20 protein-coding genes are annotated in these 23,234 nt (G+C 73.0%); 17 read left to right on the top strand and 3 right to left on the bottom strand.

Annotated features, from left to right (window positions below):
- Positions 1–129: 129 nt before the first annotated feature.
- Positions 130–291 carry a hypothetical protein gene (locus AC5WRL_RS17875; protein ID WP_496089564.1) on the bottom strand — a complete coding sequence of 54 codons (162 nt, stop codon included), beginning with the start codon at positions 289–291 and terminating at the stop codon, positions 130–132.
- Between the two features lie 325 nt (positions 292–616).
- On the opposite strand from AC5WRL_RS17875, the gene AC5WRL_RS17870 reads away from it, so the two are divergent.
- From AC5WRL_RS17870 to AC5WRL_RS17860, 3 genes are all read left to right on the top strand, one after another.
- Positions 617–1,375, top strand: coding sequence for a transglycosylase SLT domain-containing protein (locus AC5WRL_RS17870; protein ID WP_496089563.1), 759 nt, complete (start codon positions 617–619; stop codon positions 1,373–1,375).
- A 90-nt stretch (positions 1,376–1,465) separates the two neighbouring features.
- Positions 1,466–2,434 (top strand): aminoglycoside phosphotransferase family protein, encoded by a 969-nt coding sequence (locus AC5WRL_RS17865; protein WP_496089562.1) that lies wholly within the window; start codon positions 1,466–1,468, stop codon positions 2,432–2,434.
- 4 nt (positions 2,435–2,438) lie between these two features.
- Positions 2,439–3,380: an MBL fold metallo-hydrolase gene (locus tag AC5WRL_RS17860; RefSeq protein ID WP_496089561.1), complete on the top strand. Its 942-nt coding sequence runs from the start codon at positions 2,439–2,441 to the stop codon at positions 3,378–3,380.
- A gap of 6 nt (positions 3,381–3,386) precedes the next feature.
- On the opposite strand, the gene AC5WRL_RS17855 is transcribed toward AC5WRL_RS17860, so the two are convergent.
- Entirely contained in the window at positions 3,387–6,254 is a 2,868-nt protein-coding gene (locus tag AC5WRL_RS17855; RefSeq protein ID WP_496089560.1) for a hypothetical protein, read from the bottom strand.
- Positions 6,255–7,000: 746 nt separating this feature from the next.
- Between AC5WRL_RS17855 and AC5WRL_RS17850 the strand changes: the two genes are divergently transcribed.
- The 14 genes from AC5WRL_RS17850 to AC5WRL_RS17785 all read left to right on the top strand — a co-directional run bounded on the left by AC5WRL_RS17850 (position 7,001) and on the right by AC5WRL_RS17785 (position 21,837).
- Positions 7,001–7,171 (top strand): hypothetical protein, encoded by a 171-nt coding sequence (locus AC5WRL_RS17850; protein ID WP_496089559.1) that lies wholly within the window; start codon positions 7,001–7,003, stop codon positions 7,169–7,171.
- Positions 7,172–7,337: 166 nt separating this feature from the next.
- Positions 7,338–8,861 (top strand): type I-E CRISPR-associated protein Cse1/CasA, encoded by a 1,524-nt coding sequence (locus AC5WRL_RS17845; protein ID WP_496089558.1) that lies wholly within the window; start codon positions 7,338–7,340, stop codon positions 8,859–8,861.
- Positions 8,858–9,427 (top strand): type I-E CRISPR-associated protein Cse2/CasB, encoded by a 570-nt coding sequence (gene casB, locus AC5WRL_RS17840; RefSeq protein WP_496089557.1) that lies wholly within the window; start codon positions 8,858–8,860, stop codon positions 9,425–9,427. The genes AC5WRL_RS17845 and casB overlap by 4 nt, the downstream gene beginning before the upstream one ends.
- Entirely contained in the window at positions 9,424–10,755 is a 1,332-nt protein-coding gene (locus AC5WRL_RS17835; protein WP_496089556.1) for a type I-E CRISPR-associated protein Cas7/Cse4/CasC, read from the top strand. Before casB ends, AC5WRL_RS17835 begins: the two co-directional genes overlap by 4 nt.
- Positions 10,752–11,630 (top strand): type I-E CRISPR-associated protein Cas5/CasD, encoded by an 879-nt coding sequence (cas5e, locus tag AC5WRL_RS17830; RefSeq protein ID WP_496089555.1) that lies wholly within the window; start codon positions 10,752–10,754, stop codon positions 11,628–11,630. Before AC5WRL_RS17835 ends, cas5e begins: the two co-directional genes overlap by 4 nt.
- Positions 11,627–12,352 (top strand): type I-E CRISPR-associated protein Cas6/Cse3/CasE, encoded by a 726-nt coding sequence (locus AC5WRL_RS17825; RefSeq protein ID WP_496089554.1) that lies wholly within the window; start codon positions 11,627–11,629, stop codon positions 12,350–12,352. The genes cas5e and AC5WRL_RS17825 overlap by 4 nt, the downstream gene beginning before the upstream one ends.
- Before the next feature lie 166 nt (positions 12,353–12,518).
- A complete protein-coding gene (locus AC5WRL_RS17820) occupies positions 12,519–13,682 on the top strand; it encodes a mandelate racemase/muconate lactonizing enzyme family protein (protein WP_496089553.1) in 1,164 nt (387 codons plus the stop codon).
- Between the two features lie 2 nt (positions 13,683–13,684).
- Positions 13,685–14,731: a LacI family DNA-binding transcriptional regulator gene (locus AC5WRL_RS17815; RefSeq protein WP_496089552.1), complete on the top strand. Its 1,047-nt coding sequence runs from the start codon at positions 13,685–13,687 to the stop codon at positions 14,729–14,731.
- A 123-nt stretch (positions 14,732–14,854) separates the two neighbouring features.
- Positions 14,855–16,222, top strand: coding sequence for an MFS transporter (locus AC5WRL_RS17810; RefSeq protein ID WP_496089551.1), 1,368 nt, complete (start codon positions 14,855–14,857; stop codon positions 16,220–16,222).
- A gap of 38 nt (positions 16,223–16,260) precedes the next feature.
- Positions 16,261–17,682, top strand: a complete 1,422-nt coding sequence (locus AC5WRL_RS17805; protein ID WP_496089550.1) for an aldehyde dehydrogenase family protein — start codon at positions 16,261–16,263, stop codon at positions 17,680–17,682.
- Positions 17,683–17,713: 31 nt separating this feature from the next.
- Complete coding sequence (locus AC5WRL_RS17800; protein ID WP_496089549.1) at positions 17,714–18,637, top strand: transketolase; 924 nt, start codon at positions 17,714–17,716, stop codon at positions 18,635–18,637.
- On the top strand, positions 18,634–19,575 hold the full coding sequence (locus tag AC5WRL_RS17795) for a transketolase family protein (RefSeq protein ID WP_496089548.1): 942 nt from the start codon (positions 18,634–18,636) through the stop codon (positions 19,573–19,575). Before AC5WRL_RS17800 ends, AC5WRL_RS17795 begins: the two co-directional genes overlap by 4 nt.
- Before the next feature lie 29 nt (positions 19,576–19,604).
- Positions 19,605–20,390: an SDR family NAD(P)-dependent oxidoreductase gene (locus AC5WRL_RS17790; RefSeq protein WP_496089547.1), complete on the top strand. Its 786-nt coding sequence runs from the start codon at positions 19,605–19,607 to the stop codon at positions 20,388–20,390.
- Positions 20,391–20,790: 400 nt separating this feature from the next.
- The gene (locus tag AC5WRL_RS17785; RefSeq protein WP_496089546.1) at positions 20,791–21,837 is read left to right on the top strand and encodes an NAD(P)-dependent alcohol dehydrogenase; all 1,047 of its coding nucleotides are present in this window, start codon (positions 20,791–20,793) and stop codon (positions 21,835–21,837) included.
- A gap of 96 nt (positions 21,838–21,933) precedes the next feature.
- Here AC5WRL_RS17785 and AC5WRL_RS17780 read toward each other — a convergent pair whose 3' ends face one another.
- Entirely contained in the window at positions 21,934–23,025 is a 1,092-nt protein-coding gene (locus tag AC5WRL_RS17780; RefSeq protein ID WP_496089729.1) for a multicopper oxidase domain-containing protein, read from the bottom strand.
- Positions 23,026–23,234: the final 209 nt, after the last annotated feature.

The raw sequence follows: 23,234 nt of genomic DNA, 5'->3' as shown, positions 1-23,234 counted from the left end.
TCCCACAGCCGCTGCGGGGGAGTGCGGGCGAGGAGGGCGCGGAGGGCCTCGTGCAGGGCCACCAGCTGCCCCTGTCCGTAACGGGTCCGAGCGCTGTCGGGGTGGCACAACCGGACGAAGAGCGCGCCTTCAGCGGCCCGGGCCCCACAGCCGGTGCCGTGGCAGGGGGTGGGGGCACCGGAGCCGCCGGGGGCCGGAGCCCAGGGCGTGGGCGAGCAGCCGGACGAGGTGTTCGCCGCTGTGCCCGGGGAGCAGGTGCCGGGCGAGGATCGCGGACAGGACACCCCGCACCGCCAGGATCCGGTGCGGGGGGCTGCTGGGCGAAGGCGACGTCCCCCGGCCGGGGCGGAAAGGCACCGTGGTCGCGCGCTGGCGGTGGGTGACGCGGCGGGGGCCGGGATGTGGGGTGCGGCACGAGACGGCGGTCACATCCGATGCGGGATAGGAGCCGGTCGGGGCGCGTCGGGGGCGGTCGGCGGGGGGTGAGGGGATCGGCTCCTACGAGGCGTGGTCGCAGGTGCCTTCCTTGCCTCGCAGGGCAGGGCCCGGGCAGTGTGGCGGTCGGCCGCATTTCGCGGCTTTCCTCCCGCTCTCCCGAGGATCGAGGTGTTTCTGCATGACCGCCACCCATGGCGTTTCCCGCATCCGGACCCGCACGGCTGCTGTGGCCGGCATCGTGACCGCCGGGGCCGCGGCCCTGTCCCTCGTCCACGCCCCGGGCGCCACGGCCGACCCGCACGCGTCGGCCGTCGCCCCCACCGCGGTGAGCACGAGCGCTCCCGCGGCCTTCTCCCTGCACACCGAGAGCGCCGCCACCGGCAAGTCCCTGACCACCGGCGACACCGGCGGCACCGACTCCGCCACCACCGACAGCGGCAGCACCGACACCAGCGGTGGCGACACCCCCACCGCGGACTCGGGCGCGACGCAGGACGCGTCCGCCGAGGCGGCGTCCCCCGCACAGACCGACAAGGGCCGTGGCGCCCAGTACAACGCGGATGGCACCCTGGTCGTTATCGACCGCAAGGACCAGCCGAAGGCCCAGCCGGCCTCCGATGCCCAGATCGACCAGTGGATCAACGAGGCGCTGGACGTGATGAAGGCGAACGGCATCCCCGGCAGCTACCAGGGCATCAAGAGCAACCTGCTGCGCGAATCCAGCGGCGACCCGCACACGATCAACATGTGGGACTCCAACGCCCACAAGAACATCCCCTCCAAGGGCCTGCTCCAGGTGATCGACCCGACCTTCGAGCAGTACCACGTCGACGGCACCAGCACCGACATCTACGACCCGGTGGCCAACATCGTCGCGGCCTGCAACTACGCCGCCGCCCGCTACGGCTCGATGGACAACGTCAACAGCGCTTACTGAGACAAGCCCTCACACGCAACCGGCGCCCGGTGCTCCTGTGCCCACCGCACAGGAGCACCGGGCGCCGCCGCGCGACTACCGTTGCCGCACATGACCCCCACCGAGATCGAGATCACCGGCGAACTGATCCGGGACCTGCTGCGTGACCAGCACCCCGACCTGGCCGACCGGCCCCTGCGGCTCGGCGCGCGCGGCTGGGACAACCAGCTGTGGCGACTCGGCGCGGACCTCGCCGTCCGGCTGCCCTGGGCGACGCGGTCCGCCGACGCCCTGCTGCGCAAGGAACACGCCTGGCTGCCCACCCTCGCCCCCCACCTGCCGCTGCCGATCCCCGTCCCGCAGCGCCTCGGCGAGCCCTCCAGGCGGTTCCCCAGGCCCTGGATCGTCACCACCTGGATCCCGGGCGAACCCGCCGACCGGGCCCCCGCCACCCGTGGCGCGGAGTCCGCCGACGCCCTGGCCGGCTTCCTCACCGCCCTGCACCGCCCCGCCCCCGACGGGGCGCCCACCGGCCGCGGCCGGGGCGGGCCGCTGGCCGACAGCGAGGAGAGCTTCGCCCGGAAGCTGACCTCGGCGATCGAGCTGGGGGTGATCCCCGACCCGGACGCCGTCCGCGCCGTCTGGGCGGACGCCGTCGCCGCCCCCCGCTGGAGTGGCCCGGCAGTGTGGCTCCACGGCGACCTGCACCCGGCCAACATCCTCACCGCGGACGGCACCTTCTGCGGCGTGATCGACTTCGGCGACCTCTGCACGGGCGATCCGGCCTGCGACCTCTCCGCCGCCTGGATCCTGCTCCCCGACGGCGCCGCCGACCGCTTCCACGCCGCCTACCGGCCGGTCCCGGACACCGCCACCCTGCGCCGCGCCCGGGGCTGGGCACTGCTGCGGGCCCTCGACGGCATCTGCATCGGAGAGGCCGGCCGCCACGGCCGCCCCGGTGGCAAGACCACCTGGGGCCCACCCGCCCACACCGCCCTGCGCCGGCTCCTCGCAACGGCCCACCGAACGACCGGCCCGCCCCGTACCCTGGACCCGCTGAACGACGGAACAGGAAGGTGATGCGATGAGTTCGGCCCATCCACACCCGCGGACCGCGATCACGGCGGCCCGTCTGCGGGAGGTGAGCGAGAACATCTACGCCTACATCCAGCCCGATGGCTCCTGGTGGATCAACAACACCGGCTTCCTGGTGGGCCGCACCGGGGTGGTCAGTGTCGACGCCTGCTCCACCGAGTCCCGCACCCGCGCCTACCTCGACACCATCGCCACCGTCACCGACCAACCCGTGCGGACGCTGATCAACACCCACCACCACGGCGATCACACGTTCGGCAACTACCTGTTCGGGGGCGCCACCATTGTCGCCCACGACGGTGTCCGCCAGTCCCTGCTGGAATGGGGCAGGCCACGGTCCGCGCCGTTCTGGACCGACGTCGACTGGGGCGACATCGAACTCGCGCCGCCGTTCCTCACCTACCGGGACGAAGTCACCGTCTACATCGACGATCTCGCCTGCCGGGTCAGCCACATCGGCACCCCGGCCCACACCACCAACGACTCCGTGATGTGGATCCCCGACCGCGAACTGCTCTTCAGCGGCGACCTGCTGTTCAACGGCGGCACCCCCTTCCTCCTCCAGGGCTCCATCAGCGGCGCGCTGCGGGCGATGGAGACGCTGCGTGCCCTGAACCCCACGACGATCGTGCCCGGCCACGGCCCGGTGTGCGGCCCCGAGGTCATCGACCAGGTCAGCGGCTATCTGCACTTCGTCCAGGACGTCGCCCGCCGCGGCCACGAGGCGGGCCTCACCCCGCTGGAAGCCGCCCGCGAGACCGACCTCGGGCCCTACCGCGACCTGCTCGACGCCGAACGCATCGTGGGCAACCTGCACCGCGCCTACGCCGAACTGGCCGGCGCCGCCCCCGGAGCCCGCATCGACGCGGTGGCGGCACTGACCGACATGGTCACCTACAACGGCGGCAAACCCCTGAGCTGCTACGCCTGAGCCGCATCACGAACCGGTGTGCAGGCGGGCCAGCTCCCGCAGCGGCTCGACCGCGTCCGGCGCCAGCCGGGGCAGCAGCGCAAGCGCGTACCACCAGTGCTCGCCCGCCAGTACCTCCCGGACGAGCCCGCACGCCCGCTCGTTGTCACGGGCCCCGTCCGGCCGCAGCGCGCGGGCCAACGCGAGGAAACGCAGCACCGGTGTCTCCTGCACGGCCCAGCCCTCGGCGGCCGGAACGACCACCGGTACGTCCGCGAGGTACGCAGCCACCGCAGCGAGCGCCGCCGCCCGCTCACCCGCAGTACGCCCCCGCCCGGCCACCTCCCGCGCCACGCCGACCTCGCCACGAAAGGCACACAGCACGGCCCACTCCGCGACCGGCAGTTGCTGCCCGGGGAGCGGCGTCGCGGCCATGTACCGCTCCCAGACGCCCAGTCTGTCTCGCAGCGGCGGCAACTCGGGAAACAACCCGCTCGCTTCGAGCAGCGCGTGCGTGAGGACTGCATGCGGATCGCACCCCGTGATGTTCTCCTCAACACCGATACCACTCGCCGCGATCCCGGCGCGCACACCGATACTGGGCCGCCGGGCATCGGGCAGGGTGAGCAGCAACTCGGCAACGACAGGCAGCAATCCCTTCCCGCGGCCCGCCTGTACCAGCCGCATCACGTCCGCGAGCCGCTCGTCGACGATGTGGGTCGAGACCACGGGAGCGTACGGAGCGATGCCCACCGCCACAGCTGTCCGCATGCGCTCGACCCGATTCCGCCCCCTGCCCCTTGCTCGCTCCCAACTCGCCCACTCCTGAGCCGACTCGACCTCACCGGCATACGCGAATGCCTGCGCGATCAGCCCCCGGACGGCCGGGTCGCTGCATTGCCTTGCCCAGTCGGCGGCGCCGTGGGCATGGCGTGCGGCAGCGGCGGAGTGCCCACCCACCGCGCAGGCCACCGACACGGTGGCGAGCGCCCCGGCCAGCTGGGCCGGCTCCCGCGACCGCCCGGCGAGCGCCCCGGCCTCCTCGGAATGGCCCGCCGTCGCGAGCACCCCGGCCAACGGCAGCCCCCACCCCTCCGTGCCGGCCACCGCCTCCGGGGCCGATGAGCGGGCGGCAAAGGCATCGAGGAGAAGCCGTCGGCCGCGCGCCGGATGCCTGCGCAACGCCCGCTCGACATCGGCGAGCCCGGCATCCCGTCGCACCTCCGGGGCCACCGGCGGGCCGCTCCACCGCACGCCCTCGGTGCCCAGCGCGTCCAGAATGCCCGCGACGCGCGCCGCGTCCCGCCGCAGACCGAGCAGCGCCAGCACGACGAGCGTCGGCGTCGTGGAGAACTCCAGGTCCGCCCGCGCCCCCGGCGCGGCGAGCAGATCGAGCAACCCCTGCCCGGCTGCCGAGGCCAGCCCGTGAGCCCTCCGCTCCCGGGTCGGCGTCAACGCCAGGGCCGCCCGCGCCAGAAGATCGACCTCCGTCAGATCCGAGGCCGGCACCAGCTCGGCGCAGAACTCCTCGATCCGATCCCGGTACTCGGGCCGGTCCCCGGCCAACGCGCCCCAGATCTCCAGGGCCAGCCCCCGCTCGACCGGATCGTCACCGTCACTCAACGCTTCCGCCTGCTCCGCCATCGCATCCACCCTGCGGCTGCTGCCCCCCGCGTCGAGCGCCTGCGCGACGCGCACCCACGACTCCCACCCCGTGGCCGGACCGGCGCCAACGGCCCGCAGCATCGAGGACCCCGCCTCGTGCAGACCACACGCGGACAGCGCGAGCGCCGCCCGGATCAACTCCGGCGCCGGTGACATGGTCGCCGCCGCCCGCCGGGTCCACTCGACGGCCTCCCGCGCGATCTCACCGGCCTCCGTACCCCCGGCCGGGGCCAGCGTCACGGCGATCTCGGTCAGCCGCACCGCCCGGTCGGCCGCCCTCGGAGCGGCCAGCGCCTGACCGCGGGCCCGGGGCACCTCCCCGGCAAGCGTGAACAGCCGGACGAACGCCGGATCCGCCGGACGCACCCGCCGGGCCAGCAACGCCTTGGCACACGCCAGTTCGGCGGCCATCCCGAGATCGTCCACTTCCCCGACCGGCACCAGGGACAACTGCCCCAGCAACTCGTCGGACCGCCCCTGCGCCATCATCCGCACCTGCCGCTGCTGGTCCACCACAAGACGCGCCAACTCGTCACCGTGCAACAGCCCCGGGCAGCGCGAGAGCAGAAACGGCGGAGTGCCTTCGGGCCACCCCCGCGCCGCCCAAGTCCGTGCCCACCCCCGCAGCCGCCGCAACGCGTCGCCCCGGTCCGCCTCCGGTACGGTACGCGGCCGATCATCGCTGAGCAGGTAACTCCCGGGGTTGACGTCATCCGGTACGAAACGCCGGTTCGGGTCCGCCTTCACCAACGCGTCGACCGCCGAAAGGTCCACCCCCGCCAATTCGGCGAGGTCCGCCGGCCGAAGACCACTCCCGGCAACCGCCAGCAGCGCGACGACGACCGCCGCGAAGTCCGGCTGTTGCGGCTGCTCCTCGGGGTCCCCGAAGGCGCGGAGGAGCCGCACGCACTCGGGCCGGCGCAGCGGGTGTCCGACCGGTACGTCGGCGGGTGGCCCGGCAGTCGGCCGACTGGCCACGATGACCCGCAACGCCTCCCTCCAGCGGCCCGCCCCGGCCCTCCCGGGCAGCTGGGCAGCGATACTGACCCCGTCCGGCCGGTCCTCCTCCAGGCCATCCACCACGACGATCAGCCGGCGTTCCTTGTCAGCCGCCCGGATGGCCGCGGCGCGGTACAACGCCTGGAGAGAAGGCTCAGCAGGGCGGTGCGGGCCACACAGCGCGATCAACTGCTGCGTCATGTGCTGGACAAAGTGGCGGACGTTGTCCATTCCCTTGGATCGTGAGCAGAAGCACCCCACGACATCCGCCTTCGGAAGCGACCGCTCCACAAACCGGGCCAGCAGAACGGACTTGCCGGCCCCCGGCGCCGCTTGCCACCACAGATACGCGGGAGCACCCTCCGCTTCGCCCTGCACGAAGCTGTCCATGCGCCTGAGTTCTGCCCGCCGATGGAGAAGAGTCCGCGTCGCGAAGTCCTCGGCCCCGAAGGGAGCCAGCCTCTTCCGCTGCTCCTCGGTCGGCCCCCCTCGGACACCCAGACGCCCGTTCCTCCCCCGCTGAGCGGCTTCGAACACCCGACGCCACCCATCGTCAAACTCCGCCGGCTCCCCGGCCTCCCGACGCAGGAACACCACCAAGCGCTGCACACCGGCGGTGTTCTCGTCCTTCGGAACCGACCGGCCCTCGCACCACGCCCTGACGGTCCCTCGACTCACCCCCGCCACCTCCGCACAGCCCGCGACACTCCCACCCCCTGCCCCCATGCCAACGGCCCGCTGCCGCAGGGCCTCCAGCAGACGACCGAACTCTTCTCGCGCCTCGTGACCGACATGGTCCAACTGTGCCATTTTCACAATTCCTTCACAAGTGAGTCCGGAGTTAACCTTGGGGTCCGTGACCTGCGTCAGGGGCCACCGCCGGCGTGGTCGGCAGGTCGCTGACCTGGGCATTCGCCCGCCATGGTGTGGATACGGCCCGGGCGAAAGGCCCCCGGGCAGACTCCGGAAGGATCACCATGCCCGCGCTCCTCCTCGACGCCCCCGCCCTGATCTCCGTCAGCGTCTCGGCCTACACGGCGGCCCTGACCGCCGTCGCCCTCACCTCCGTCATGGCCCCCACCGAGTCCCGCCGACGGGACGCCCGCCTCACCCTCACCATCATGATGTGGCGCCGGCCCCAGCAGTGAGTGCCGGAGTTTCGGCAAACCGCCCACGGGGCCGGCCACTTACTGCTAGCGTCGCGGGAGTCACTCTAGGTGGTTCCCGCGACGCAGAGAGCGGTACGCGCGTTTGCCCGATGTTCGTACTCCGGTGGAGAGGCGTCCCTCCTGGGATCCTCGGTGGCAGCCCTGTGTGTCTGCCGTCTCCCTCCACGGCGTTGCCTCTGAGCTGTCCCTGGTCGATGTGTTCCGCCGGGCCGAGGAGTTGAGTGGGCTCACCTGTGCCACTCCGGGCGAGGGTGTCGCCGTCGTCGAGTATCTGTTGGGCATCTGCTTCGCCGCCGAGGTGTACCCCACCTCCACCGAGGACTGGGTTGCCTGGGTCGCCGACAAGCGCGGGCTCGATGGGGTCGTGGAGTGGCTGGTCGAGCAGTCCGCCGATGAGTGGGATCTGTTCCACCCGGAGCAGCCGCTCGGGCAGAACAGCCAACTGGCCCCCTACCTCGACGAACTCGGGGCTGGGCCCGCCCAGCTCGTATTCGAACATGTCGGCGACTACAGCCAGTTCTTCGATCATCATCACCTGGAGCACTCCGACCCCCTCCCGGCCGCCGAAGCCTTCCGCGCGCTGCTGACCCAGCACGTCTACGGGCTGGCCGGCCGGGCCCGGATATCCGGGAAGGCAACGCTCGGGCCCAAGCTGACCAATCTCGCCGCCGGCCGGCTCCAGGGCCGGATCCGGGTTGTCGTGCAGGGCCGCACCGTCGCGGACACGCTCCGGCTGAACCTCTACCCGCCCGCCGGTCAGGCGCCGGGCCGGTTCAACCACTCCTGGACCAGCGGCGACTTCGAGCGCCGGGGTTTCACCGTGAAGCCGCCCGGCCGCGCCACCTCCGGGCCGGCGGATCTGCACAGCTACCTCGGCCGTTCCGTACTGCTGCGCCCGCTCACCTCGGCCGACGGGAAGTCCGTCCTCGTCGACCGGGTGCTGATGGGCGCGGGCGAGCTTCTCACCCTCGACCCCGACCGCGATCTTGAGGACGCCGTCCCGGCGAAGAAGCTCAACGGGCACATCGCGCCCCTGTGGCCGTCCCCCACCCGATCCCTGTGGCGCGACGCGCACGCCCTCTACAGCGCCGCGATGGAGGCCGACACGGGACTGTTCGGGCGGCTGCGCGACCTTCCGTTCCCGCGCGATCCCGGCGGCCCGCCCTGCCTGCTGTGGGCCGTCGGGCTCATCGCCAACAAGACCATCCCCATCGCGTGGACGGACGGCCACTTCCCGTACGCCCCGAGCCGGGGCGCCGCGCTCTGCGAGGCGTCCCGGCGCGGCTCGGAGGTCGCCGAGTACGTGGCCCTCGCACTCAAACGCGCCGCCCATGTGGCATGGAAGATCGTCTACCCCAACCCGAAGCCCGCCGACGCCACCGCCCAGCGGGCCCGGTTCGACGCCCGTACGGAGTTCTGGCCGGCCGCCGAGGCCCCGTTCGACCTGCTGCTCGACGAGACCGTACGCGGCGTGCCCGTACCTCGCTCCCTCCTCGACTACGCCGCCGAACTCCGCGAGCTGGCCGAGGACTTCCTCCGTAACCGGCTCGACTCCCTCCCGCTGAACGACCAGGGGCTGTACGCCCGGGCCCGCGCGGAGCTGCGCTTCTCCGATGACATGGCCGCGCCCAGGGCCCCCGCCGAACTCCGAGGGGAGACCGCACCATGACCGAGCCGACCGGGCCCGCCCCGGACCACCCGGGCGGCGAGCAGCTCACGGCCTGGCTCACCACCCTGGTACGCGACCGGGAGTACGGCAGGCTCGCCGAGTTGCGCCGGCCCAAGCCCACCGACACCCACATCCGGGCCGGCTGGTACGGCCCCGACGAGCATCGCGAGATCTACGAAAAGGTCGCCTTCCTGTTCGGCATCTACCACCAGGGCCGGTCGGTTCCCTCCTACGGGACGGGCAGCCTCGGCGCCGCCGCGCGCAGAATCGGCGACGGCACCGGGCGTGGCCCCGACAACCCCGGCGCCCAGCGGCTCCTCGCCCGGGTGGTCGCGAGCCGCCGCATCCCCTGGCGCCATCTCCAGCACACCATCACCCGGCTGCGATCCTGCGAGCAGCCGCCGCCCTCCTGGGTCCAGCTCACCGATGACCTGACCCGGTGGCACGACCGCAAGGCCCGCGTCGCCTACCAGTGGTCGGTGGACTTCCACCACCCGCGCGCGCGGAGCCGCAACGGCCCGGGCGGCCCGGGCGGGCAGCCGACACGGAAGGACCTGAGCACGTGACCGAGGCACCCCGAAGCCAATTCCTCTCCCTGCATCTGCTGGAGACCCTGGTCGCCGTGCTCCCCGTGCGCGACGAGAACGGCTCGCCCAAGAGCCTGGTCTACGGTGGCGTCGAACGTCATATGATCACCAGTCAGGCCCGCCGCCGCGCCGAACGCGTACACGCCCGCGACCGGGCCAACGCCGGAGTCGGCGCCCTGGCCGGCCGCAGCACCGGGCTCCGTACCCGGGAATGGGCGCTGATCACCGCCAAGTCCCTGGAGGCCGCGCACGGCTGGGACCGCGAAGAGGCCATCGTCACGGCCCGCGCGGTCATCGAGGCCACCGGTCTCAAATTCGGCGACCGGGCCAAGAAGACGGTGGCCCAGCTGACCAAGGTGCTCCTCTTCGCCCCGGCCGACACCGGCACCAGGATTGCCGCCCATATCAGCGAGCACGCGGACGAGTTGCGCACCTGGCGGGACGGCTATCTCCAGGCCCAGGAGGAGACGACGAAGAAGACCGGCCGCAAGGGCAGCCGGAAAACCGACCCGGAGCCGGGGGAGGAGGGCGAGCCCACGGAGGTCGCGCTGCCGGCCCTGCCCAAGAACCACCGCGACGCCGTCCTGTTCGCCATCGCTCCGCGCGACGCCATCGACATCGCGCTGTACGGCCGGTTCCTGGCCGAGATCGCCGACTCGCCCAACGTGGACGGCGCCGTCCAGAGCAGCCACGCCTTCTCCGTCCAGGAGGCCGAGCAGGTCGACGACTTCTACGCGGCGGCCGACGACGCCAAGCTGCACCGCAGGCGCAACGCCCTGGACTTCCTCGACTCCGCCGACGACGCCGGCGCCGGCATGACGGGCTATCAGTCGCTGATCTCCGGCACCTTCTACCGGCACGCCGTCCTCGACCGCGTACAACTGCGCAGGAATCTGCGCGCCGCGGGAATGTCCGAGGGCGAGGCCGAGGAGACCGGCCGCTGCGCCGAGAAGGAGTTCGTCAACGCCTTCGTGGAGGCGTTCCCCGAGGCCAAGAAGAACTCCACGGCCTCCACCGGCTCACTTCCCGCCCTCGTCCTCGCCTTCGAGGGCGACCGCCCCTACAACTACGCCGCCGCCTTCCAACTCCCCATCGTGGAAAGCCTCCCGGGCGCCGCCGGCGACGGCCCGGCCGCCCCCGCCGCCGTCCGCCGGCTGCTGCGGCATCACCTCTTCGTCGGCGAGCGCCGCCCCGATCTGCGCACCGCCCGGGTGCTGACCTACGACCCGCAGATCGACGCCGTACTGCGGGAGCTGGCGGCGCCCGGCCTGTCCGACGTGACGGACATCGAGGGGCTGACCCCGTGAGCCAGGTGCTGCTCATCCGGCTCGCCGCCCCGCTCCAGTCCTGGGGCGCGGCCAGCCGATTCGGGCGCCGCGACACCCACAGCAGGCCCACGAAGTCGGGCGTGATCGGGCTGTGCGCCGCCGCCCTCGGCCTGCCCCGCGAGCTGCCGCCGAAGGACGGCGCGGAGCAGGACCCGCTGGCCGAGCTGAAACCCCTGCTCTTCGGCGTACGGGCCGACCACCCGGGCAAGCCGGTGCGCGACTACCACACGGTCGGCGCCGGCCGTTATCCGTTGCGCCCCCGTGACCTGGCCACCGACCACCGGCGCGCCGCCGCCGCGGCCCCGGCGATCGAGGCGTGGAGCGGGAACACCTTCGGCCACCCCGAGCTCGACGAGTGGTACGGAGCCCCGAAGAAGATCTCCGCCGATCCGCTCTCCGGCACCCTCGTCTCCGCCGAGCTGCGCCGCAACGCGCTGATCACCGAGCGCTGGTACCTCTCCGACGCCGCCTTTCTGGTGGGCCTCCAGCACGAGGATCGGGAACTGCTGGAGCGAATCGCCCACGCCCTGGAACACCCCAAGCGGCTGCTGTGGCTGGGCCGGAAGTCGTGCCCGCCGTCCGGCCAGCTTGCGCTGGGCATCCGGGAGGGCACCCTCACCGAAGTCCTCACCGCCGCCGCGCTGCTGCCCGCCTGCTCCGAGGCGCCGCCGCGCGCGCGGGACCGCCGGCCGTGGGCCTGGATCGAGAGCCGGAGCCCGGTGCCCGGCACCGGACCGCTCATGGACCAGCCGGTGCACTTCCACGCCACGGGCGCGCGGCACACCGCCCGCTGGGAGACCCGGATTCGCGTCACCGTCGATCCGCAGGCCCACGATTGGGACATCATCCCGTGACCGACCCCCGCACCGGCACCGCCCGGTTCGTCGCCACCCAGACCCTGCTGACGCTGGACGCCAGGCACCCCTACGCCGCCAAGACGCTGATCGACGCCCAGGACATGCACCGTACGGTGATGAGCGGCTTCCGGGGCTGGGTCGACGACGGCAGCCGGGACGCCCGAGCCCAGATGGGCATCCTCTCCACCTGGACGCTGAACCTCCGCGAGGCCCGGCTCTCCCTCGTCGTGCAGTCGCAGGTGCCGGGGGACTGGAGCGCTGTCCCACGGGCGGCCCTGGCCGAAAAGCCCGCCATGCTGACCCTCGACCGCACCTTCGGGGCCGGCGACACCGTGGACTTCCGTACGGTGATCAATCCCGTCCGCAGCCTCCCTCCCGCACCGGACGCCTCGGAACGGCGGACCCGTGGCGCGCGGGTGGCCCACACCCGCCCCGACCATGTGAAGTCCTGGTTCACCCGCCGTCTGCAACCGGCCGGTGAACCCCCCGTCGCCCCCGACGGCGTGACCCGGCTCGGCGCCGACGCGCACCCCGACCAGTTGGCCGTACGCATGCTGCCGCGCGTCTCCAGCACCGCCCCGCACAAGGGCCTGCGACTGGTCCGGGCGGAAGTCAGGGGCAGCCTGACGGTGACGGACCCCGCCGCATTCGTGGCAACCCTGACCCGGGGCATCGGGCACGGCCGCGCGTACGGGTGCGGGCTGGTCCTGGTGCGCTGACCGCGCCGCCGCGCCCCTCCTCCCCGCCCCCTCCCCGCCCCTTCCCCGCCCCCTTCCGCCCCTTCCCGGCGCCCGCCGGCGATTGACGCTGTCCGCACTCTTGACACGGCTCGGAGGTCGTTCATAAGTTCTGGAATCGATTCCAGAATCGTTTCCAGGAGTATCGATGACGCTCTCGACCACCACCCCGGCGGCCCCGCCCCTCCCGGCGTCCGGACTCACCATCACCGGCATCGAGGTGGAGGCCGTCCGCGCCCCGCTCGCCCGGGAGTTCAAGGGCAGCTTCTACCGGATGACCCACCGGGCCACCCTCATCACCCGGCTGCGCACCAGCGAGGGCATCGTCGGAGAGGCGTACGTCGGCGACGAGGACGGTGACCTCGCCGAGATCGCCGCCATCGTCAAGCGCGAGATCGAACCCCGGCTCGTCGGCGAGGACGCGTTCGCCACCGAGCGCTGCTGGGACCTCGCCTACCCCGTCACGTACGACATCCTGCGCAACCGCCGGCTCGGCCTGGTGGCCCTGGCCGGCGTCGACACCGCCGTCTGGGACGCCGTCGGCAAGGCTCTGCGGATGCCGCTGCACCGGCTGTGGGGCGGCTTCCGCCGCGAGATACCCCTGATGGCCATCGGCGGCTACTACGGGGAGCCGCTGGGCGCCATCGAGGACGAGATCGCCTTCTACAAGGAACGCGGCCTGGCCGGCATGAAGTTCAAGGTCGGCGGCGCCACCCCGGAGACCGACGCCAAGCGGGTGGCCGCCGCCCGCGAGGCCGCCGGCGACGACTTCATCATCACCGTGGACGCCAACCAGGGCTATACGGTCCAGCAGGCCCTGGAGTTCGCCTGGCGGGTGGAGGACCTCGACATCCGCTGGTTCGAGGAGCCGGTCCGCTGGCACAACGACCGCCGCGCGCTGCGCGACGTCCGGCTGCGTACCCGGATACCGGTCGCCGCCGGTCAGAGCGAGTACAGCCCCAGCGGCTGCCGCGATCTGATGGAGGCCGGCGCGATCGACGTCTGTAACTTCGACGCCTCCTGGTCGGGCGGGCCTACCGCCTGGCGCCGTACCGCCGCCATCGCCGCCTCCTACGACATCGCGATGGGCCACCACGAGGAGCCCCAGGTCTCCGCCCATCTGCTGGCCGGCCAGCCGCACGGCACCTACGCCGAGTGCTTCCACCCCGACCGCGACCCCTTCTGGTGGCATCTCATAGCCACCCGGCGGCAACTGGTCGACGGCCGGCTGCAACTCACCGACGCCCCCGGCCTCGGCTGGGAGCTGGACGCGGACTACATCGCCCGCCACCGTCTGGACCTGGGGGAGTGACGATGCCGGCCGACCCCAGCTTCGGCATGCGCGGCAGCCGCCCCCAACGGGTGGCGATCCGCGAGGTCGCCGAACACGCCGGCGTGGCGGTGTCCTCCGTCTCCCGCGTCGTCTCCGGCCACCCGGACGTCAGCGACCGCATGCGCCGCAAGGTGATGAAGGCGATCGACGAACTGGGCTACGTCCCGGACATCGCCGCCCAGAGCATCCGTACCGGCGCCACCCGCACCATCGGCTTCGTCATCAGCGACATCCGCAACCCGCTACTGGCCGAGATCGCGCACGCCGCCGAGACCCGGCTGCGCGAGCACGGCTACACCCTGTTCATGATGAGCTCCCTGCACGACCCGGAGCTGGAGACCGAACATCTGCGCCGCCTCGCCCAGCACCGGGTGGACGGGCTGCTGGTGGCGGTCACCGACGAGCGCAACCCGGAGACCGTCGACCTGCTCTCCCGGGCCGGGGTGCCGATCGTGCTGCTCGACCGCGACATCCCCGATCTGCCCGCCGTGCCCGCCGTACGCTTCGACCACGCCGCCGGACTCACCGAGGCGGTACGGCACTTGGCCGCCCTGGGACACCGCTCCATCGGCCTGGTCGGCGGCTCGCCGCACACTCGGCCCTCCCGGGAGCGCGAACGCGCCCTGCACGCGGTCGCCGCCGAACTTCCCCAGGTCACCGTCCGGGCCATCAGCGGGAGTTACACCAAGGAGCACGGCGCCCGCGCCACCCACGAGCTGCTGAGCGGCGACGCCCCGCCCTCGGCCCTGATCGCCGGCTCCAACCAGCTGCTGGTCGGCGTCCTGTCGGCGCTGGCCGAACTCCCGTACGAGGTGCCCCGGGACCTGTCCCTGGTCGCCTGCGACGACGCACCCATGGCCGCCTTCCTGCGGCCCGCGCTGGCCACCATCCGGCGCGATGTCACCGAGATCGGCCGGATCGGTGCCGATCTGCTGCTCGACGCCCTCGCGGGCGGGCCCCCGCGCACCGTCGAACTGCCGACCCGCTTCGATCCCGACGAGTCCTGCGGCACCGCTCCCGACCGGTAAACCCCGACCGGTAATCCCCGACCGGTAATCCCCGTCCGCGCCCCGTCCCCACCGGCCGACCGACCGCCCACCGCCCCACCGGTGTCCCCGTACAGAGCCGCCCCGCTTCAAAGGAGAAGCACCATGTCGACCATCCCGTCTCCGAGAGCCGGCACCGGCGAAGGACCGGCCCAGGAGTTCTCGGCCGAGGAACACACCAATCTGCGCCGCTCCCGCTGGGCCGGCCTGATAGGCACCGCCCTCGAACAGTACGACTTCGTCATCTACGGCACCGCCTCCGCCCTCGTCTTCAACGAGGTGTTCTTCCCCGACGTCAGCCCCGCCGTCGGCTACCTCGCCAGCTTCGGCGCCTACGCCGTCGGCTTCCTCGCCCGCCCCCTCGGCGGCCTGTTCTTCTCCCGCTACGGCGACCGCCTCGGCCGCAAGTGGGTCCTGGTCGTCACGCTCTACCTGATGGGCATCGCCACCTTCCTGATCGGCCTGCTCCCCACCTACCACGCCATCGGCATCCTCGCCCCGATCCTGCTCGTCGTACTGCGCTGCCTCCAGGGCTTCGGCGCCGGCGCCGAGATGGCCGGCGGCACCGTCCTGCTCACCGAGACGGCACCCCGCGGCAAACGCGGCCGCACCGCCGCCCTGGTGTGGGTCGGCGCCTCCGGCGGCACGGCGCTCGGCGCGGCGGTATGGCTGCTGGTGCAGCAGATGCCCGACGACGCGCTGCTGAGCTACGGCTGGCGGCTGGTGTTCTTCAGCTCCATCGCCGTCACCGTCCTCGCCTATGTGCTGCGCCGCAAGCTGAACGACTCCAAGGTCTTCACCGAGACCGCCGACCAGCAGGACACCGGCCCGGCGGCCAAGCCCGTCTCGCCGATCCGCGACGTGTGGGTCAACAGCCGCCACAACGTGCTGCGGGTCTTCGCCATGGTCGCCGGCGTCAGCCTCAACTCCTACATCTACCAGGTCTTCATCGGCAGCTACCTGGTCTCCGAGGTCGACGTCGAGAAGGGCGTCTTCACCCGCGCCCTCCTCATCGGCGCCCTCTTCGGCATGGCCGCCGCCTACTTCTTCGGCTGGCTCTCCGACATCCTGGGCCGCCGCCCCGCCTACACCGCCGCCGCCACCGGCATGCTGCTGCTGCCCATCCCCGCCTTCGCGATGCTCGACACCGGCAGCCCCGTCCTCATCACCCTGGTGATGATCCTCGCCTTCGTCTTCGCCGCCGAGGGCTCGGTCAGCGCCCAGGCCGCGCTGCTCCCCGAACTCTTCGGCAGCCGCTACCGCTACGCCGGGGTCACCCTCGGCCGTGAGCTGGCCTCCGTGATCGGCGGCACCGGCCCACTCGTCTGCTCGGCCCTCATCACCTGGGCCACCGGCAGCTGGCTCCCGGTCGCCGCGCTGATGATCACCGCCATCGCGATCAGCCTGTTCACCACCCTGCGCGGCCCGGAGACCAGGGACCGCGATCTGTACACCGAGGCCGACGCGGCCTGACCCGCGCACCACATCCACCCACCCACCCGAGGCACCTCATGCACACCCCAGCGTTCATCGGCGGCCGGCCCGTCGACGGCACCCGCACCTACGACAACACCGACCCCGCCGACGGCACCTCGATGGGCACGGTGATCCGTTCCGGCCCGGCCGAGATCGACCTGGCCGTCGAGGCCGCCCGGGCCGCCCAGCCCTCCTGGTACGCCACCCCCGTGGCCGACCGCGCCCTCGCCCTGACCCGGCTCGCCGAGGCCATCACCGACCAGGCCGAGACCCTCGCCCACCTGGAGAGCTGGGACACCGGCAAGCCGCTCTCCCAGGCCCGTGCCGACGCCGCCGTCTGCGCCCGCTACTTCCAGTTCTACGGGCACGCCATCGACACCTACCACGGCGCGTCCATCCCGGTGCAGCCCGGCATCCAGGCGTACACCACCCGCGAACCCTTCGGCGTCACCGGGCACATCATCGCCTGGAACTACCCCATGCAGCTGTTCGCCCGCGGCGTCGCCCCCGCCATCGCCACCGGCAACTGCGCCGTGGTCAAACCCGCCGACGAGACCCCGCGCACCGCCGTACGCATCGCCGAACTCGCCGCACGGGCCGGGATCCCCGACGGCGTCATCAACGTGGTGCCCGGCCGGGGCCCCGAGGCCGGCGCCGCCCTCACCGCCCACCCCGGCGTGCGCCACATCGGCTTCGTCGGCTCCACGGCCACCGGCGCCGCCGTCGCCCACGCCGCCGCCGACCGCGTGGTGCCCGTCACCCTCGAACTGGGCGGCAAGTCCGCCCACGTGGTCTTCCCCGACGCCGATCTCGACGCCGCTGCCGCCGCGATCACCCGGGGCATCCTCCAGAACGCCGGCCAGACCTGCTCGGCCGGCTCCCGGCTGATCGTCCACCGCGACGCCCATGCCGCCCTGCTGGCCCGGCTGACCGACGCCTTCACGGCGGTACGGATCGGCCCCGGCACCGACGACCCGGACCTCGGGCCGCTGGTCTCCCGCACACAGCGGGAAAGGGTCGCCGGCTACCTGGACACCCTCACCTCCGGACGGATCGTCACCGGCGGTACGGCCCCCGACGACCCGGCCCTCGGCGCCGGCGCCTACTACGCCCCCACCATCGTCGACGGCGTCGACCCCGCCGACCGCATCGCCCAGGAAGAGGTCTTCGGCCCCGTCCTCGCGGTCATGACCTTCGACACCGCCGACGAGGCGGTACGCATCGCCAACGCCACCCCGTACGCCCTGATGGGCGCGGTGTGGACCGCCGACATCACCCGCGCCCTGACCACCGCCCGGGGCATCGAGGCCGGCCAGGTGTACGTCAACGCCTTCGGCGCCGGCGGCGGGGTCGAACTGCCCTTCGGGGGCTTCCGGGAATCCGGCTACGGCCGGGAGAAGGGCATCGAGGCCCTGAACGCGTACACCCAGAGCAAGACGTTCGTCATCAAGCTCTGACGCCGCACCGAGGAAGGACCGCACCAGCACCATGAGCACACCGCACACCGCGGGGCCGCCGCCCATCGCCCCCGGGCACCACCGCACCGACGTGGAACTGGGGCGCCTGGCGACCCGGGCCCGCGAACTGATCCTGCGCACCGCGCACCACGCCGGAGCCGGCCACGTCGGCGGATCACTGTCCGCCGCCGATCTGCTCGTCACCCTCTACCACGACGAACTGCGCGCCGACCCGACCCGCCCCCGGGACCCGGGCCGCGACCGGTTCATCCTCTCCAAGGGCCACTGCGCGCTGGGCCTGTACGTCGTCCTCGCCATGCGCGGCTACTTCGACGAGGCCGAACTCGCCGACTTCGACCGGGGCGGCACCCGGCTCCAGATGCACCCCGACATGACCAAGCTGCCCGGCGTCGAGATGTCCACCGGCTCCCTCGGCCAGGGCCTGTCGGCCGGCGTCGGCATGGCACTGGGCGCCCGGCTCGGCGGCCCCGGTACCAACCCCGACGCCCGCACCTACGTCCTGCTCGGCGACGGCGAACTCCAGGAGGGCATGACCTGGGAGGCCGCCCACGTGGCGCCGCGCTACCGGCTCGGGCACCTGGTGGCGATCCTCGACCACAACGGCCTCCAGCAGTACGGCTGGCCCCCCACCGAGGGCGACCGCGGCGACCGCCGCGACCCCTGGGCCGGCGCCGATCTGCGCGCCACCTTCACCGGTCTCGGCTGGCGGGTCCTGGAGATCGACGGCCACGACATCGCCGCCATCCGGGATGCCTTCGACCGGGCCCGGCAGTCCGCACCGGACGACCCGCCCACCATGATCCTCGCCACCACCCGCAAGGGACGCGGGGTCTCCTTCGCGGAGATGACCATCGGCTGGCACACCGGCGCGCCCGACGACGACCAGCTCGCCGCCGCGCTCGCCGAACTGCACGGGAAAGGGGAAGCGGCGTGACCACCTCCATATCCATGCGCGAAGCCTGGGGCAGCACTCTCGTCGCCCTGGGCACCGAGGACCCGCGCACCGTGGTCCTCGACGGCGACCTGGCCACCAGCACCAAGGCCGACGCGTTCGCCGCCGCCCACCCCGACCGCTTCCTCCAGATGGGCATCGCCGAGCAGAACCTCGTCGGGGTCGCCGCAGGACTGGCCACCACCGGCCTGGTGCCCTGGCTGTCCTCCTTCGGCGTGTTCTTCTCCCACCGCGCCCTGGACCCGATCCGGATGCTGGTCGCCCAGACCGACGCCAATGTGAAGATCGCCGCCGCCTACACCGGCGTGTGCTTCGGCATGGCCGGCAAGTCGCACCACGACCACGCCGACCTCGCCATCATGCGGGCCATGCCGGGCATGACGGTCCTGGCCCCGGGCGACGACGCCGAGTGCGCTGAGCTGACCCGCTGGGCCCACCACCACGACGGGCCCGTCTACCTGCGGCTCACCCGCGACCCCGGCCCCGCCCTGCCCGGCGGCCCGGTCCGCCCCGGCGGACTGCGGGTGCTGCGCGAGGGCCGGGAGGGGGACGGGGTGCTGGTGTCCACCGGCGCTCAGAGCGCCCGTACGCTGCGGGCCGCCGAGCAGCTCGCCGCCCGCGGGCTCGATCCGCGGGTGCTGCACGCCCCGGTGATCAAGCCGTTCGCCGCCGGCGACCTCATCGAGCTGATCGGCTCGGCGCCGTACGTCGTCACCGTCGAGGAACACTCCACCTACGGCGGCCTCGGCGGCATGGTCGCCGAGGTCACCGCCGCCGGCCCCCGCCCGCTGCCGGTCCACCGGATCGCCATCGACGACACCTGGGTGGAGACCGGCTCCAACGACTATCTGCTGACCGCCCACGGCCTGTCCGCCGACGCCGTCGCGGCCCGCTTCGCCCAGCTGGCGGGCGTCGCATGAGCGCCACCCCCGAAGGAGAACGAGGACCCGTGACCGTCCCGCGCACCGCCGTGATCTCCGGCGCCGCCCAGGGCATCGGCGCCGCCACCGCCGACCATCTCGCCGCGCTCGGCTGGCGGATCGCCGTCCTGGACCGCAACGGCGCCGGGGCCCGGCGGGCCGCCGCCGCTCTCGATGCCCACCACCCGGTCGCGGGTGGCCATCTCGGTCTTGCCTGCGACGTGTCGGACGAGAGTGAGGTCGTGGCCGCCGTCGACCGGGCGGCCGGCCCGGCCGGCCGGATCGACGCCGTCATCGCCGCCGCAGGAAACCTGGAACGCGGCCCCGCCGCCGACCTCCCGCTGGACTCCTGGCGCCGCCATCTCGACATCCACCTCGGCGGCAGCTTCCTGCTCGCCCGGGCCGCGCTCGCCCCGCTGCGCGCCGCGGGCGGCAGCGTGGTGAACCTCGCCTCGGTCGGCTCCACCTTCGGCATCCCGCGCCGCGTCGCGTACGCCGCCGCCAAGAGCGGGATCGTCGGGCTGACCCGCACCCTGGCCGCCGAGTGGGGCCCGTACGGGGTACGCGTCAACGCCGTCGCGCCCGGCTATGTCAACACCGAGATGGTCCGCTCCGGACTGGAGGCCGGCACCTTGGACAAGGCCGCCCTGCTCGCGCGGACCCCCCTGCGACGGCTGGCCGAGCCGGCCGAGATCGCCGACGCCATCGCCTTCCTCGTCTCGCCGCGGGCCGCCTTCATCACCGGCGCCGTCCTCCCCGTCGACGGCGGCCTGACGGTGGACGGCACCTTCGACAGCACCGGGGAGCAGCCGTGACCGCCCCGCCCCCGCCGCCCCGCACTCGCACCCGCGCGGGGCGCCCCGCGGATCGCCGATCGGCCGTTGTACCCGTGCAGCGCGCGGCGGGTCGCTGGTGGTCTCGTGGTGGTCAGCGCTTCCGACTGCCTCCCGGAGCAACCGTGACCGCCCCGGCCGTGCGGTCCGGCGCCCGCGCCGGGCGCCCCGCGGATCGCCGACCTGCCGCCGGCCCCGCGCGGCGCTCGGCCGGTCGCCGGACGGCTCGGGGTGGATGGCACCTTCGACAGCACGGTGCAGGACCCGTGACCGCGCCGGCCGACCTGTGCGTCACCGGCCTGCCGTCGCGCCCACCCGGTGCCCTGCGGATCGCCGGTGGCCTCGCGGCGGTCAGCGCCGTCGACAGCACTCAGGAGCAGCCGTGACCGGCCCCGCCCTGCCGTCCCGCAACCGCGCCGCCGTCCTGCACACGCCCGGTGAACTGCGGATCGCCGACCTGCCGTTGCGGCCACCCGGCCCCCACCAGGTGCTGGTGGAGGTCGACGCGGTGGGGGTGTGCGGTTCCGATCTGCACTACTTCACCCAGGGCCGCAACGGCCAGAATGTGCTGCGCGAGCCGAGCGTGCTGGGCCACGAGGCGTCCGGCACGGTGGTCGCCGCCGGCCCCGGCGCCGGCGTCGCGCCCGGGACCCGGGTGGCGGTCGAGCCGGCCGTGGGCTGCGGGGACTGCCCGGAGTGCCGGTCGGGCCGTTACCACCTGTGCCCGCACGGTGGTTGCCTGGGCTCGCCGCCCACCCCGGGCGCGTTCGCGGAGTATCTGCTTGCGCCCGCCCGGGGCGTTCATCCGCTGCCCGACCACCTGCCGCTGGAACTGGGCGCCCTGATCGAGCCGCTGGCGGTCGCGGTGTGGGCGGTGCGCCGGGCGGAGATCGCCTTCGGCCAGCGGGTACTGGTCACCGGGGCCGGCCCGATCGGGCTGCTGGTCGCCCAGGTGGCACGCGCCGCCGGCGCGGCCGAGGTGATCGTCACCGATGTGGCGGACGTACGGCTGGCGCGGGCCCGTGCGCTCGGCGCGACCGCGGTGCTGAACACCGCGAACGAGCCGCTGGAGCTGACCGGCATCGACCGGCTGGTGGAGTGCTCGGGCCACCCGGCGGCGCTGCACGACGGCATCCGCACCCTGCGGCCGGCCGCCCGGGCGACGCTGGTGGGGCAGGCGCCGCCCGGTGCGGACGGGCTGCCGCTGGCCCATCTCCAGCGCTGGGAGATCGACCTGGTCACCGCGTTCCGCTACGCCCACGCCTTTCCCACCGCGCTGCGGCTGGCCGCCGATGGCCGGGTCGATCTGGCGGTGCTGCTCACCGGTCGGTTCCCGCTGGAGCGGACGGCCGACGCGCTGCGGGCACCGGTGGCGGACCCGTCCCACCTCAAGGTGGTGGTCCGCCCGCACGGCCACGCCGCCGGCTGAGTACGGGCCGGGTCCGGCCGCGGACCACCGACGTCGCGCCGGTGACGCGCGGCACCCGTCACCGGCCACTGATCCGGGTGGCGCCGCCCGGACCGGTCAGTGGCCGGTGTGGTCCGCCGCACCGCCGGCGCCGGCATCCGCGCCGGCCGCCCCGGTGTCGGCGCCCGTCCCGGCCGCCACATGATGGTGGTCGTACCCCGGGATCGTGCCGTCCGGCCGTTTCACCAGCAGCAGCCCGGCCATCCCCATGTCCGAGTGGCTCTGCACATGGCAGTGGTACATCCACGCCCCGGGCCCCACGCCCTCGCCCGCGATGATCTGGAAGCCGAAGGAGTCACCCGGCCCGGTGATCTTGTTGTCCACCAGCCGGCTGCTGTCCTCGGGACCGCTCAGCAACCCGGTGCGGTTGTCGGCCCACCGGTGCCCGTGGATGTGGAAGGTGTGGTAAAGCTCGCCGTGCGTGATGGAGATGATCTCCACCCGGTCGCCCATCGTCACCTCGAAGTCGGGGCCGACCCGCTGCTGGTTGGTGAGCATGTCGTTGAAGACGATGGTGATCGTCCGGTCCGGCAGCAGATCGCCCGCGCGCCGCACGACCAGCGCCCCGTACAGGCCGTTGCGCACGCCGCCGGTGCCGTGGTCGGTGCCGACCGTGTGGTCGTGATACTGCCAGTAGCCCGCGCTGCCCGGGCGCCAGGTGCCGTCCGACCGGCGGCCGGGGGCGTGCGAGCGCCAGGTGTACGTACGCTTCCCACCCGGCGGCACATGGGAGCGGGTCATCCGGGTGCCGTCGCTTGATATCTCGTAGTCCACCCCGTGCACATGCAAACTCGCGTCCACGTTCATGAGGTTCTCGACCTCGATGTGCAGCGTGTCGCCCTCGACCATCTCGATCAGCGGGCCGGGAACCGACGCCTTCCCCGGCTGGAGGCCGTAGCCCATCCGCCCGTCCGGCAGCCGCTCGATGTAGAGCTTCATGGACCGTACCTGGCTTCTGGCCTGTACGGTACGGGCGGTGACCGTACCGGCCGCTGCCGCCGACCCGGCGGCCGGGGCCGCGGCCGTCAGTGAGGCCGCGCCGGCCACCGCCGCCGCGCCCCAGAAGACCGCCCGCCGGCCCGGGCCACGGCCTCCCGCCGCTCCCCCGCCGCTTTCGCCCGTGTGATTGCTTCCGTTACCGCCGGCCATGGCATCCATCGGCACAACTCCCTGCGACTGTCACCGGTTCGAGCACGAGCCGCCGGACAACATAGCCCGCGAGCGGGACTTTATCCAGATCATGACAAAGTTTCGCGAGATTGGTCCAAAGCTCTTGGCGGTACAGCGACAAGCCTCTACCTTGCTCGCTGATACCGAACCAATGAAGAGTGGGTGGCACATGCGGCGAACACCGCATC

This window comes from Streptomyces sp. NTD107 (assembly GCF_059510435.1).
The sequence above is the reverse complement of the archived record's forward strand: the minus strand, read 5'-3'. Positions and strand labels throughout refer to the sequence as shown.